This window comes from Oceaniferula spumae, from assembly GCF_042849255.1.
Taxonomy (GTDB): Bacteria; Verrucomicrobiota; Verrucomicrobiia; order Verrucomicrobiales; family Akkermansiaceae; genus Oceaniferula; species Oceaniferula spumae.
The window spans coordinates 1,601,485-1,615,336 of the sequence record NZ_AP026866.1; the positions used below are offsets into that span (position 1 = coordinate 1,601,485).

At 51.0% G+C, this 13,852-nt stretch carries 11 protein-coding genes; 4 read left to right on the top strand and 7 right to left on the bottom strand.

The annotated features are described in order from the left end of the window. Positions 1–73 precede the first annotated feature (73 nt). The 4 genes from mfd (at position 74) to hemW (ending at position 6,486) form a co-directional block, all read left to right on the top strand. Complete coding sequence (mfd, locus tag ACSPJT_RS06735; RefSeq protein WP_435895603.1) at positions 74–3,304, top strand: transcription-repair coupling factor; 3,231 nt, start codon at positions 74–76, stop codon at positions 3,302–3,304. A 109-nt stretch (positions 3,305–3,413) separates the two neighbouring features. After that, positions 3,414–4,403 (top strand): peptidylprolyl isomerase, encoded by a 990-nt coding sequence (locus ACSPJT_RS06740; RefSeq protein ID WP_435895604.1) that lies wholly within the window; start codon positions 3,414–3,416, stop codon positions 4,401–4,403. A gap of 118 nt (positions 4,404–4,521) precedes the next feature. Further along, the gene (locus tag ACSPJT_RS06745; RefSeq protein WP_435895605.1) at positions 4,522–5,301 is read left to right on the top strand and encodes an SDR family NAD(P)-dependent oxidoreductase; all 780 of its coding nucleotides are present in this window, start codon (positions 4,522–4,524) and stop codon (positions 5,299–5,301) included. A gap of 90 nt (positions 5,302–5,391) precedes the next feature. After that, the gene (gene hemW, locus ACSPJT_RS06750) at positions 5,392–6,486 is read left to right on the top strand and encodes a radical SAM family heme chaperone HemW (protein ID WP_435895606.1); all 1,095 of its coding nucleotides are present in this window, start codon (positions 5,392–5,394) and stop codon (positions 6,484–6,486) included. Positions 6,487–6,608: 122 nt separating this feature from the next. Here the strand turns inward: hemW and ACSPJT_RS06755 are convergent, their stop codons facing one another. The 7 genes from ACSPJT_RS06755 to ACSPJT_RS06785 all read right to left on the bottom strand — a co-directional run bounded on the left by ACSPJT_RS06755 (position 6,609) and on the right by ACSPJT_RS06785 (position 13,743). Further along, entirely contained in the window at positions 6,609–6,863 is a 255-nt protein-coding gene (locus ACSPJT_RS06755; RefSeq protein ID WP_435895607.1) for a hypothetical protein, read from the bottom strand. Positions 6,864–7,029: 166 nt separating this feature from the next. Then, positions 7,030–7,908 carry a hypothetical protein gene (locus ACSPJT_RS06760; RefSeq protein ID WP_435895608.1) on the bottom strand — a complete coding sequence of 293 codons (879 nt, stop codon included), beginning with the start codon at positions 7,906–7,908 and terminating at the stop codon, positions 7,030–7,032. Between the two features lie 25 nt (positions 7,909–7,933). Continuing rightward, positions 7,934–8,518: a hypothetical protein gene (locus ACSPJT_RS06765; RefSeq protein ID WP_435895609.1), complete on the bottom strand. Its 585-nt coding sequence runs from the start codon at positions 8,516–8,518 to the stop codon at positions 7,934–7,936. Between the two features lie 777 nt (positions 8,519–9,295). Beyond that, complete coding sequence (locus ACSPJT_RS06770; protein WP_435895610.1) at positions 9,296–9,571, bottom strand: hypothetical protein; 276 nt, start codon at positions 9,569–9,571, stop codon at positions 9,296–9,298. A gap of 236 nt (positions 9,572–9,807) precedes the next feature. After that, a complete protein-coding gene (locus ACSPJT_RS06775) occupies positions 9,808–11,916 on the bottom strand; it encodes a cytochrome c biogenesis protein (protein WP_435895611.1) in 2,109 nt (702 codons plus the stop codon). Between the two features lie 15 nt (positions 11,917–11,931). Continuing rightward, positions 11,932–13,164, bottom strand: a complete 1,233-nt coding sequence (locus ACSPJT_RS06780) for a cytochrome c biogenesis protein ResB (RefSeq protein WP_435895612.1) — start codon at positions 13,162–13,164, stop codon at positions 11,932–11,934. A gap of 21 nt (positions 13,165–13,185) precedes the next feature. Then, entirely contained in the window at positions 13,186–13,743 is a 558-nt protein-coding gene (locus tag ACSPJT_RS06785; RefSeq protein ID WP_435895613.1) for a hypothetical protein, read from the bottom strand. Between the last annotated feature and the right edge of the window lie 109 nt (positions 13,744–13,852).

Below are 13,852 nucleotides of genomic sequence, written 5' to 3' on the forward strand. Positions count from 1 at the left end.
TTAAACACACGAATGCCCTCAGCTTCAAACGCTAGCTACGGCTTGCACAGTCAGAGACATGCGGCTATAGCGTATGCGGGTGTCAACCAAGACTCCACATACATCGCCCGGTGACAGTCTGGACTCACTACCAGGAATCACCGAGGCCCGGACCTCTCCGCCGTTCTCGAAACGGCTGGAAGCGTTTGTACGTGGGCAAGAGCCTGCGGCTTTCTCCCCAGTAGACACCGCCGCCCTCTCCTTTATCACCTCGCTATGTTCCGATGCCTTGGCATCTAACAAACCCGGAGCAAGAGTTTGGCTGACTCACCCGAATCCCCGGGTGCGGGACCGGATTGCGGTGGAACTCGATCTCTGGAATATCCGCCCGCTCGTGCTCCCTGACCTTCCCGAGTCCGAGGATGACCAACTGACTGCGCCGCCAGAAACCATCGCCGAAAGGCTGGATGTGATGAACACTCTGTGCAGCGCACCAACGGGGAAAAAATCCCAAGTCGTCATTCTCTCTCCCGATTCGCTCGATGCGGCCTCCCCCTCCCCCATCACACTGCAGGAATCGGCTCAGATGATCCACCTTGGTGACGATCTTGATCCTGACTTGTTAGAAAAGAAGCTTATTGAAAATGGTTATGAGCGAGTGACCCAAGTGCACGCTCACGGACAAGTGGCGCGCCGTGGTGGCATCATGGATCTGTTTTCATGGCATGCTGCAGCTCCACTCCGGATGGAGTTTTTTGACACCGAAGTTGAGTCGCTGCGTGAGTTTGATATCGATACTCAGGTTTCCGTGCGCCGGGTGAAACAGGCGGAGATCACCATCGCCGAACCTGAACAAACAGCCACTGTTAGAGACTTCATGTCGAAAAACGACCGATGGCTGGCGGCTGGTGACGATGAACCTAATTCGGCTGCCCATGGATACGTCAACCAAGATGGCGTTGGAGATTCCATCTGCTTGGGCACACCGTTAGGAACCTTCGACGCTGGCGACTTCATTCTCAATGAAGCTCGCAGACATCGATTTTTTCAACAGATTGCCGATTGGAAATCGGATCAGTGGAAAATCTTTCTCACCTTCGCAAACAAGGGGGAGCGTGAACGTTTCGAAGAACTGGTCGACCAAGACTTCTTCAAATCCGGAGCCATCACTCCACTCTCTGGAGATCTGGTGCAAGGATTCACCGCGCCCAATGCCGGACTGGCATTTCTATCATCTGCCGAGCTGTTTGGTCGTTACCAAACACCGCAGACTAGAAAACGTGCCTCACGTGTAGATCACCAGCGTCGAGCGAGAGCCCAAACAGCACTCGAGGATATCAGCAAGGGTGATCTGGTGGTGCACACTGAATATGGCGTGGGCAGATTCCAAGGAATCGAGCGCGATGAAGATGGCCACGAAGAAATCCACATCCGTTATCGCGATGGGGCCATTCTCAGTGTTCCGTTAGATCACTCGCACTTGCTTTCCAAATACGTCGGGCTGGGTGGCAAGGAGCCGGATCTCAGTCGACTTGGCACCGGGGCTTGGCAGAAAGCAAAGAACTCTGCTGAGAAATCCATCCTGGATTATGCCGCGAAGCTTCTCCAGATGCAGGCCGAGCGTCATACCCAGCCGGGCTACTGCCACCCTCCGGACAGTCGCTGGATGTGGGAGTTTGAGAATTCCTTCCATCATACCATCACCCCCGGACAGAGGGACTCGATTGAGGATGTGAAAGCAGACATGGAATCTGCAAAACCCATGGACCGGCTGATCTGTGGCGACGTGGGGTTTGGAAAAACCGAGGTCGCGATCCGGGCAGCTTTCAAAGCAGTAACCGGAGGGAAACAAGCAGCCGTGTTAGTGCCCACCACCGTGCTCGCGGAGCAACACTGGCGCACGTTCCGGGAGCGCATGAGCGATTACCCTATTCGCATCGAACTACTCAACAGGTTCCGAAAGGCTAGCGAGGTAAAAGAAACAATCAAAGGCCTGGCTGATGGCAGTGTGGATCTCGTCATAGGAACTCATCGGCTGATTTCGAAAGACATCAAATTCAAGGATCTCGGTATCGCCATCGTTGATGAAGAACAACGCTTCGGAGTCAAACACAAGGAACGTTTCAAGGAAATGTTCCGCAACATCGATGTCCTAACACTTTCGGCCACACCTATTCCCCGCACCCTCTATCTCTCATTGATGGGCGCGAGAGACATGTCGACCATCGATACTCCGTTACCAGGAAAAGTCCCTATTAACACCTCCATTCACGGCTATGACAAAGGCATTATCCGCGATGCCATTCGCCGTGAGCTAAAACGCGGTGGACAAATTTTCTTCCTGCACAATCGGGTAAAGAGCATCGACCTTGTGCAATCGGCCTTGAAAAAACTGGTGCCCGAAGCCTCCATCGTCGTGGGCCACGGTCAGATGGAGAAAGACGAACTGGAGGTGGTCATGCGCACCTTCGTTCAGGGTAAGGCGGATATTCTGTTAGCCACCACTATCATCGAGAGCGGCATCGACATCCCCAACGCCAATACCATCATCATCGATCGCGCAGACCGCTTTGGCCTCGCTGATCTCTACCAGCTTCGCGGCCGGGTAGGACGAGCCGGTGGACAAGCCTATGCCATTTTACTGCTCCCTTCTGACCTCATTCAAGGCGATGCTCGAAAACGCATCAATGCGATCCAACAATACACCGCACTAGGGTCAGGATTTAAAATCGCGATGCGGGATCTTGAAATCCGCGGTGCTGGGAATTTGCTTGGAACTAAACAGTCGGGTCACATCGCGGCTGTCGGTTTCGATCTCTACTGTCAGCTACTCAGGCAGTCGATTGATCGGCTTCGTGACGGAAAAATCACACAGCGGGTGGATGTCACTTTCAAGGCCGATTTCATCTGTTTCAGCGAGGCGGAGTATCTCCAGGCGACAAGTCGGGAAAATAAGAACGACGGAATCGGCAACCTCCCAGCCTACCTTCCGGCCGACTACATGCCAGAGGCCAGACTGCGAATTTCCGCCTACAAAGAACTCGCCGAGCTGGTCACCCAGAAGGAGCTAAAAAGCCTGCAAACCCGCTGGATCGACCGATTTGGCAAGCCTCCCGAGTCCACCGCCAATTTACTCACCGCCACCGCAGTCAAACTGGCGGCTGCCGCTGCGAGTATCACCAGCGTGGAAATCCGTGAACAACGACTGATGCTGACACGAAACGGCGAGTATATTTTTCTTAGCGCAAAACGATTTCCGCGCCTAAAATCGATCAAACCTGCCGACAAGCTCTCAGAGACGCTGGAGATGCTTCGATCAATTTAATTTGAACAAACCGACCTATTGGGACCGTCTATTTGATGAATCCTTGCCAGAAGCGGTAATCTTACTCACACTGCTCGCGTCGCCCAAAACCATCCTCCAATTTTTAGATATGACAGCCATTCACCGAATTCTCGCCATTGCTTGCGTCCTACCCACGCTTGCGATCACAGCTGAAGCCCGCCAGGTCACTGGTATTGCCGCCAAGGTAAATGGCGCTGTAATCACTCTCAACGAGGTTAATTACCACCTCACCCCATACCGTCAGCAACTGGACGCAGCGATGCCTCGTAAGGGACCGCAATACGACCAACTGATTTCCAAAGCTCGGAACGAGATTCTCGACAGCCTGATCGAACGTGAACTCATCCTCTCCGAGTTCCGCTTGATCATTAAGGGTAGCATTCCTGCCCACGCCATCGATTCAGAAATCGATCGCCAAGTGCGCGAACTCTACAACAGCAGCCGTAGCGAGTTTAACAAATCCCTGCGCGAAGCCGGAGTCACACCGCAACAGCACCGCAAAGAGACTGAGAAAAAACTCATCGTCCAAGCGATGCGTGCTCAGCAGTTCAAAAATGCCGTGCCGCCACTACCCAACGAAGTCAGCGCCGAGTATAATAAGCACAAACTCAAAATGCGCGACACTTCCGGTGACGCCATAGACTACCACAAGATTTACATCCTCAAGGCAGATCCGACCAATGCCTTGGTGACGCCTAAAGTTCAGCTCGAACTTGCCGAAGACATCGTCAATCAACTCAACAAGGGGGCCGATTTTGAGGAACTCGCCAAAAAATACTCAGCTGACTCCTATGCGGAAGAGGGTGGCAAGGTCGTGAAACAAAAACGCACCGATCTCTCCCCTGCCTTTGCTTCCATCCTGATGGACACCGAAATTGGCAAAGTTCTCGGACCACTTGAAGACGGCCGCGGATTTACCATCGTACGTGTCGACAAAAAGCACTACGGCCCCGTGCCACCATTGAGCAAAGTGCGTAAAACCATTGAATCACGCGTCCGTGCCCGCAAAAACAAGGCCAAGCATGACCGCTGGATGGAGCGTCTCCGCGCCAATGCCATGATTCAGAAGAAGATTTAGCTGGAAACTGGAAATCGGACCTTCTGCCGCTGGAGCAGTAATTCATTTCCAACTTGTTGCCCCAAGCGGCACTCATCACCTAACTTCGCAATCCCAATTCCCTAATCACCATCACACCATGGACTTTCTTAACTCACTTTTCAATCTCAAGGGCCAAGTTGCCGTTGTGATCGGCGGCACCGGAAACCTTTGCGGAACCATGGGCATTGCCATGGCACGTGCAGGAGCTGAAGTGATCCTCGTCGGACGAAATCCTGAAAGCGCGATTGAAAAGCTCGCTGCCATTGATGAGTTCGGTGGTAAATCCTGGTTTCATAAAGCCGATGTCAGCAGACGCAGCGACATCGAAGACTTACTCTCTGCAGTTGTTTCCCGCTCTGGCAAGGTCGACATTCTGGTCAACGGCGCAGGCGTAGGATCCGGCACACCGTTCCTCGATATCAGTGAGGAAGAATACACCCGCCTGATGGATATTAATTTCCACAGTGTCTTCCGCGCCTGCCAGATTTTTGGCGATTACTTTATCAAACGTCACGAGCCCAGCAGCATCATCAACATGGGATCCATGGCTGGAAAAATGCCCATCTCCGGTCTCTTCACCTACTCCGCTGCGAAAGCCGCTGTGCATAACCTCAGCAAAAACCTCGCGCGCGAATGGGCTGAACACGACATCCGAGTGAACACCCTCGTTCCCGGTTTTTTCCCTTCCGCCCAAGCCTCAAAACAAGGTGATGAAACACGCGCTTTGGAAATCCTGCGCCACACTCCAATGTCACGCTTTGGCAACGCCGAGGAGCTGATGGGAGTCACTCTGTTATTAGCCTCGAACACAGCGTCGTCGTTCATCACAGGATCAGAATTCGTGGTCGATGGCGGCTTTTCTTCGATGACAATCTGATCAGGGACAGGCATCAGGAGCCAGACGTCAGGCACGTTCTGATTAATCAACCCCAGCCCGACACTCGACACCTGGCTACCGTCCCCTGAAGTGATTCTCTACGTCCACATTCCCTTTTGTCACCGGATCTGTCCTTACTGCTCCTTTTACAAGCATACACCAGGCGACACCGATCTTCGGGCGTTCATTCAGGCCATTCATAAGGAGGCTGCATGTTGGAGCGCCCTGCCCAGTGACACTGCCATCGACACCCTGTATCTGGGAGGAGGCACACCCTCCATGCTCTCTCCTGGCCACCTGCGCGAGTTGTTCGATGGTTTGCACAAAACACTTCCGTTAGAAAACACCCACATTACTCTGGAGGCCAACCCTGCCACCTTTGGAACCAACAAGGCGGCACTTTTCAAAGAGATGGGAGTGAACCGAACATCTCTCGGGATTCAATCGTTTAACGACCATGTTCTGAAAACACTCGGCCGAGAGCATAATCCGGAGCAGGCTGCCGAGGCAGTGCAACTTCTTCGCGAGTCCGGCATGGAGGAAATCAATATCGATCTGATGTTCTCGATCCCCGGCCAGAGCGATGCCGACTGGCAACACAGCTTGGACAGAGCTGTTTCGCTGAAACCCGATCACATTTCCGCCTATAACCTCACCTACGAGGAAGACACTGAATTCATCGATCGCCTGACTAAGGGTGATTACAAACAAAGCGAGGACACCAATGCTGTGCAATTTCAGCAGGCGCACGACACTCTGACCGCCGCCGGATTTCATCACTATGAAACCTCAAACTATGCCCAACCGGGTATGGAGTCTCGGCACAACCAAGGTTACTGGCATGGAGTTGACTACCTAGGTCTCGGCCCATCAGCCGTTTCAACCATTGGTGATCGTCGCTGGCGCAACCTTCCAGACACTGCTGGATACATTCACGCAGTGAACACCGTAGGCCACGCCAAACGGGAAGAGGAAATCATCGATGAGGAGGCGTATCGCATTGAACGCATCGCTTTGCTACTCCGGACCACCGAAGGCTTACCGGAATGTTATCTTGAGGATTGCCCGGAGGGAGCCGTTGACGAGTTGTTAGGCAACCAATTAGCGGAGATGAACAACGACAAACTGCGATTGATCAACCAAGGTATTTTGTTAGTTGATGCGATTGCCGAGAAGCTTGTGTAACCTTTGTGGCGATTGAAATAATGAAAGGCACCACTGGCATCATTTCCCGCAAGCAGACGGCTGAAATACGTGCCGCCGCACTTGGCGATGTGAAGAAACCCCTTGTCGCCAGGAACAACCATCTATCCGGGCATTGCAAAATACAAATCTTCATCCTGCTCCAGTGTTCCAGGCATCACTTGCTGGTATTGCATCCGCTCCGAGTACGCTCCACCAGCTGGCCATGTGTAGCGCTTGAATACCGCGCTATGGCCAACGGACTGCGATAAACTAGCCAGTTCCTTTGCTTCAAGAGAGCCAGTGATGGTGAGGTATTTGGAAGATTTCTGCCGCTCGTGTTGGTCCGGAGATAGTTTTTTAGCTTGGTAAACACGCACAATCGAAACCTTGCTAACTCCTTATTATCTATCAAGTCCTTCAGGGGGACGCCACACAGCCAATGAGAACAAAGCAAACGGTCCTTGGCAGAAACTTGCGTGGTTCAGATAGATTTAGATATCCCATGAAAATGTTGGATTCGTTGATAATAGGGTCAATAAATCATCATTCCTTTACATTCAATACCGCCTCGGCTCGCTGTTTCGCAACTGGGTCTCTAATTTCTTTGAGCCAGGGTTTAGCCTCGCTAAGGCTTCCATTTTCCGCCAAATATCCAATTAGACTAGCTGTTGCTTCATCGCGAATGATTCCTACAGGCAACTTGACCAATTCATTTGATGCTTTCATTGAATTTTGCCTCATCGCTTGCCGCATCACGAAAGAGGCTGCTGCACGTTTAGTTGCCTCATCGTTTGCGAGCGATACAGCTTTAACCCCCTGAGTGAAACCTTCTTTAACGGCACCATGACACACCATCAGAAATTGCTCTTGATCAAGATGCCCAAGTAGGGGGCTTTGCGCTAGGTCGTCAAGTCGTTTTGCTCCCACTTCATGATAGACTTTCCTTTCGAAAATAATGGATTTTCCGTCCTTGAAATGGTTCACCAGCTTAATTTGTTCTACTACATCATGCTTAAGCCCCAGTATAGATTTCACGCCAATTACCCATATCATTAAATTACGAGCTTCCTGATTCGTAAGATGATTCATCAAGCGCAAAAGAAGAGTGTAGTCTCCGGTATTCATGACGTGAACCTGCAATTCTTTGAACGTTTCATTAAGAATCAGATCTCGTTTGTTTCTGGGGATACTGTCCAACCAAGACTTGATATCCGCATGCTCATCAGATAGAATTTCTGTTAGATTGTTCTGTCTGTTGTTTTTTAAGATATTTGTAATTCGTTGGCTTGGCCGGATTGTTGTGATCGATGATGAATCTTGCTCGGTTTTGTCTTTATCACGAGTTTCATGCCCAGAAAAGTTAGGCTCAATAAGTAGCACGACCACTATAATAACAGAGGTCAATATGGCTATAAACTTCATGTGTGAAACTCAAGAGAGTAGATTTTTAACGCTTATCCAACGCCTTCTCAAGCCTCTCGGCATAGCCTGGTAAACTAAGCTCAGATGCCAAGGACTCAATTGCTTGTTTTTCAGTTTCAGTAATTTTTAAATTTTCGAACTGATAAAGCGCGCTAATTAAATGTCCTAATGCAGCTGTTTTTTCTTCGGGAAAATCCAAATCGGTGAGCCACTCAGTGGCTTGTGAAGCCCCATTTTCTTTCAGAATATGAACATAAACACTACTAGACCAATTGACTCGGGATTTTCCTGGTGGCAATTGTTCGTAGACATCTTTAGCCTCATCAACCTTCCCTCTCTTTAATAGCGACTTATTTAACCCCTGGAGTAAGGATTCGGTATCTTTTCCAGTAGTGTGTTTCGATATTAGTTCCAGCTTAAGCTTTCCGTCCTCGAAGCAGGATATGAGATGAACCACGGTCTTAAATTTCTCTTGCTTATTCGAGTTATCAGGAATCATACGAGAACACGTCTCTAATAAACTCTCATTATTTCTCAGAGATATTTCTTTGAGTTTTTTTCTGATAGCTATTTTTTGTTCTGGCCAGAACCCATGAGAATTTTGTGCCATTAAAACGTTTCTAATATCGGATTCCGATTGATAAACGTACTCAAAGCCTTTATCACTGTGATCCTTGGATGTGCGACTTGCGGAATTCGTATATGAATTATTCTGATTTTTTGAGCCTCTGTGTTGCGCGTCGGATCTATTGGGTTGGTTATTATCGGATTTGCAGGATGCCAGACAAATAGTTGCCAAGAATAGCAATATATTAGATATATGTGCACTCATTTTTCTCTGTAGGTTCAAGTGGATTATACAATCAAAATTGTTAGATTTTAGAGCGTAGCTGCCGAAAAAACGTGCTTCCTTGTCGATGAGGATAACCCGCTTGCGGAAGTTCCTCTAATGCGGGGTCGAATCCTACTTTAACTCTTGCGGCAGTTGTTATCTGCATAATGTGTTGAGCTTGAATACCTGTAAAGCTAAAGACGAGATAGGCTAATTATATTCTACCCGTTAACTACAAAGGGTTTACTGAATGCCCCTTCCGTGCCAGGAAAGACACCTGAGGGAGCTGGTGTTTGGAATTCAGGAAGCTCAAAGCTATAAGGATATGGAGAAGGAAACACCAGTTAGCCGTAGTCTGCAGATAGTAGCCCCGTAAATACGTCTCAAGATACCGAATAATCATAATCCATAGACGTCGCCGCCAAAGTAGTTCCCTTCAGATCTTTTAAAACAGCTGGGATTATATCAGCGAACTCAACATAGTGATAGGGCAAAGTTAAATCAGGATCCTTTATTTTAGTCGTTGAGATCTCTAGAACCAAGGTGCCAAGGAAGTCAGGATGGCAATTCGTAGCAGGGAAAACTATCGAATTTCCTTCCAGATCCACCGTGAGCAGCTGCGAGTAAGTATATAACATTCCCCAGTGACATGTGTGAGTCGTTACGGGTACTGTTGTTCCCCAAGGGGTGGTAAGTTCCACCACCCCCGCCGCCATCGGCCCTGATCAGGCCAGCGAGGATGCTTGGCTGGGCGGCGATGATGCCGGAGGCGAGGGACGTGCGGATGAAGGCGTGGCGTGATGGGCTGGATTTCCTGATTCCTGAACTCATTTAAGCCTTCATCTGGCATGACCAGCAAGGCAGTCTACCGTTGGCAGCAAATCGGCGGAGCGAGATTTATTACTTTTAGAATGAATAAACCTCATTCCATTCGTGCCGAGACCAACGGCGTCTTCGTTTTCGTTCTCAGCAGCCACAAGCTGTTCATTGATCTTTGCCGCGCCAACTGCAGCCATTTCTCGTGTCTCTCAGAGTTCGTCCCCCCCGTGCAGGCTGGTGCGCATTGTTCAGACGGACGCCTGATTACTTGGTTTGATCGATTTAGTCACAATCGAGGCTATCATGCCCATCAGACAAACACCGGTCATCAGGCCGTAGAAGCCCCAAATGACACCGAGGCCGTCGATAAATCCGTAGGAGTGCAGTCCGGTGCTGAGTGAGTTCACATGCCACCATGAGAAGGCGACGATGTTTGCTCCGAAGACAGCAGCGATGTGGATGCCCCACTCGCGCAGGTAACCAGCCAGTCGGGCGTGCAACACGATCAAACACCAGAGCACAATCATCAGCGCTCCATTTTCCTTAGGGTCCCAGCCCCAGAAGCGGCCCCAGGAATCATTCGCCCAGATACCACCTAACACGGTGCCGATCAGACTGAAGAAGAGTGTGAAGCAGACCATTCCGTATGCGATCCGAGTCATGGCACGACGGAACTTGGCATCCCCCTCATCAATTCCTAACACACGGGCAAACAGGTATATCACCGAGAGTCCCGCAGCGGCGAGCCCTCCCATGTAACCGATCGTCACGGTGACCACATGGGTGGAAAGCCAGAAATTCGACTTCAGAACAGCTACCAATGGATCCATGTGGTCCTTGGCATCACCGATCTCGTAGCGGCGGGCGAGGAACATACAACCCATGCCCATGAAGATAGCGAGGCCAAGTGCCACCGCACGGCGGCTCATAAGCTCCACTAACAGCAGCACCAGAACTCCGGTTGCGGCAATGAAGATAATCGTATCATACAGGTTCCCCACTGGAGAGCGTTCCATGATAATGCAACGGTGAATAATACCGGCAATCATCAGAGCAAGAGCGACCACTGCAAACAGCGCCGCCAAGATGTTGATGATTTTCGCAGCCAAACTGCCCGGAGCCAACCAACCGAACATGACAAGCAAGAAGGCCACGATGAAAATGAACAACGCCCAGAAAAAGTAATTCACCTTCACGTAGGTGACTTCGGTAGCGAGCTTGTTACTGACATCCGTTCCTACCCGCTCATGAACTGAGTTTTTCCAAATGGTAAGTTTGTCGGCAAATTCGCTCTGGCCATTCTCTCGGAGTGCGATGCAAGCATCCTCTAACATTTCCATGTCAGAAATCAAATCATCGGCGTGGTCGCGATCTCCCCCGACAACTTTCTCGATCCGCTTCCCGACCGGGCTCCAGAGTTTTTCTCCTTCTTCGTAGGGTGGCAGAATTTTAATATCTTCGGATGAGCGGCGCATGCGCAACTCAAGATCTGAAAACAGCTCCCGTAAATGTGGCGGAAGCTTTCTGCCTGTGGGATCCATTTGGCGAACCGCTTCCGCAAGCATAGGAAACGAGCGAATCCAGTAGCTCATCCGCTGCATGTTTTTCTTGTCGACGACAGGCGTGCCTTCCTGAATATGAACGTCCGCGCGGGCGAAGTCCATGTGGTAGATCAGCTGCATGAACAACCAGACTTTCTCACCGAGATCGACTGTTCGGCGGTCGTCCGAGCTCATCTTGGCTTTTTCCGGCTGGTTTTTACGAATCTGCTGCGCCTTGGCTAGCAGAACAGGAGCGATGGGTTCGAGCTCGTTGAAACTATATCGGTCGCGGCGGTTCTTACTGTCCTTAATTTTCTTAACGGCAGCCTCCAGTTCAGGATCGCTGATACCTGACATATGACGCACCTCTTCAGGTAGGTCATGGGTGGCGAGGGTAGTGATGACGTCTGAGTTATCGATGCGGAAAATAGGCAGCTCCTTCGCGAGGTCGGGTCGGAACAAGCAATCTAACAATACCTCCTCAGGCATCAGCTTTTTCTTTTTCCAATTCCCCTCGTCATCCTTGACTTGGATAGGCATGCTGCGCGCTCCATGGAGCTTCAGCATGGTGAAGGCGGACCAAGTGGAAAATGGTTTGATCCGGCCACCGTCCTGAACGGCAATATCGCGGGAAGCATCGATGACTTTGTCTTTCCAGACTTGGTATCCTTCGATCTCAGCAGACTTAGCCGACACCACATTTTTGCGCATGGTGTAGAGTCCGTACCCGCCGAGGAACAGCAGGACGAGAATAAAGGCGATCCAACGTCCGATCTTCGAGCGCCTTTTGCGGTGATTTACTTCGTGTTCTTGCATGGGTCTCGGCGATGGTTAGGCTTCCGCGTTCGGGGAGGGAGCGGTTGGTGTTGATTGTTTTTTTCGTCCGGCGGACTGCATGATAAACCCGCCCAACTTCATACCGAAGTGGATGAACAGACCTAACATGGCTACATAGAGACTGTACTTTGGCCACTGGTCCGAGGGGTTCTTAACGATGGCAAACCCTGACTGCGGGCGTTCGGTCTCACCCGACCAACGGGCCTGGTAGAGAGTGTATCCACCGTAACGCATCGGCTCGTTCATCTTGATGGTGAACTTCTTCTCATCGTTCCCTGCCAAACGCGTGATGACGCTCATGAAGGAGCTCGGTTTGCGAGTGCCTGGGTAGTATTCTCCCACAGATTCATCGAGTTTGACCCGGAAAGGCATCGGCCAGATTTCACGCACGAGGGTAAAGCCGTAAATCTTGCCATCGATAGTGGCCGTCACGGGATCCCCCACCGGACCGTAGAGCAACAAACGGCTTTTGGGTGACTCTCCGGATTTTGGCAGCACGTTGACATAACACCCTGCAGCATTTTCCTCCTCAGTGGGTTCGACATCCTTATTTTGCAGCGCCAGGCCATCGACAACCAGAGGGTTCGCATCATCGCGAGGAGCTTGAACAACGACGCTGTTTCGCATCCAGTCGGTCACATCGATATCGAATGGAAGATTGGGGAACTCGACACGTCTGGTCTGGTCAGACTCGAGAGTTTTCAAGTATTCGGCCTTCACCACATGCGGCTTGGTCCTTTTTCCGTCGACTATTTCACATACCTCGATGGTGTAGTCGTAATAGCTCTGTGCATAATCAGAGGTATCCCCCTTCATCACAAACATGATGCCTTCCTTGGAATATTTGTGGGAAACAAATCCAGCAAAGAGCAGGCTGATCATACTAAAGTGGGAAATAATGACCCCGATGTTTTTCCAGCCCTTGCGGATGCGGACGATGCCTCCGAGGAAGAGGTTCACAAACAACACCGCACTCACCAGATAGGCTCCGGGCAGTGGAATGAAGAGAGGTTTACCATTGATTTGCGGGATCCACGGAAGATCAGGCACCACATACCAGGCCTCGGCGTCGTAATAACGTTTCTGAACTTCGTAGAGCCCTTTGAAAGGCTGCTCCAAGGTGCTCAACCAGGTGAGCACGAGCAGCAGAAGCAGGCAGGTGACGGCTAGTCCGTAGCCGGATAGGAAACGGAAAACGCGATTGGGGAAGGATGATTTGGTTGCCACGATATTAACTGGGAAATAGGTCTACTCGCCGTCGGTGGTGCTCTCGCCGGTGGAGGCCTCGCCCGGGTGGGCTTGTTCGTCGGGTTGGTTGATACGCAGGTTCTCGCAGAAATTTAGCACCCGTTCGCGTTCAGCCGCTACTTCGTCGGCTGAGCCGATCATTTTCACCGTCAAAAGTCCTGCTCCGTGGTCGGCGATCACTCCGAGCACTGCTGCATTTTCCTTAGCGGCTTTACCCATACCTCCGGCGAATTTGCCTGTGGCCGATACCACCACCGCATCGACTCCGAGCATTTTGATCTTGGGAAGTTCATCGAGAGATTGGAGCGGCGGTTTGCCGAACTGGCCAAGCCAACGATTGACGTTCGGCAGCACACCTCCTCGGGCACGACTTACGTAAACCTCACCATCATCGCCGAATCGGTAGTTGAAAATACGCAGCTGAGTGCCGGGGATCTGTCGCCACTCGGGGGGCATGGGGGCTACCAAAGGGTCGCTACCCTTGTCCCACATTGTTAACTCGCGGGTTTCGGTCACCTGCACAGTCTCTGGAGCCTTGCGGCAAGAGACTATGAACACGGAGAGAACCATAAAAAGCATCGCCCTTGGAATCATGGACTCCGCATAACCTCGCTCCTGAACCCGTGCAAGTGCAATCGACAACGTGAAACCTAAGATGACGCTGTGA

Bases quoted from the DNA above. Each gene is read 5' to 3' on its own strand.
- mfd (WP_435895603.1), top strand. From the start codon at position 74: ATGCGGGTGTCAACCAAGACTCCACATACATCGCCCGGTGACAGTCTG.
- ACSPJT_RS06745 (WP_435895605.1), top strand. From the start codon at position 4,522: ATGGACTTTCTTAACTCACTTTTCAATCTCAAGGGCCAAGTTGCCGTT.
- ACSPJT_RS06765 (WP_435895609.1), bottom strand. From the start codon at position 8,518: ATGGCACAAAATTCTCATGGGTTCTGGCCAGAACAAAAAATAGCTATC.
- ACSPJT_RS06770 (WP_435895610.1), bottom strand. From the start codon at position 9,571: ATGAGTTCAGGAATCAGGAAATCCAGCCCATCACGCCACGCCTTCATC.
- ACSPJT_RS06740 (WP_435895604.1), top strand. From the start codon at position 3,414: ATGACAGCCATTCACCGAATTCTCGCCATTGCTTGCGTCCTACCCACG.
- ACSPJT_RS06775 (WP_435895611.1), bottom strand. From the start codon at position 11,916: ATGCAAGAACACGAAGTAAATCACCGCAAAAGGCGCTCGAAGATCGGA.
- ACSPJT_RS06760 (WP_435895608.1), bottom strand. From the start codon at position 7,908: ATGAAGTTTATAGCCATATTGACCTCTGTTATTATAGTGGTCGTGCTA.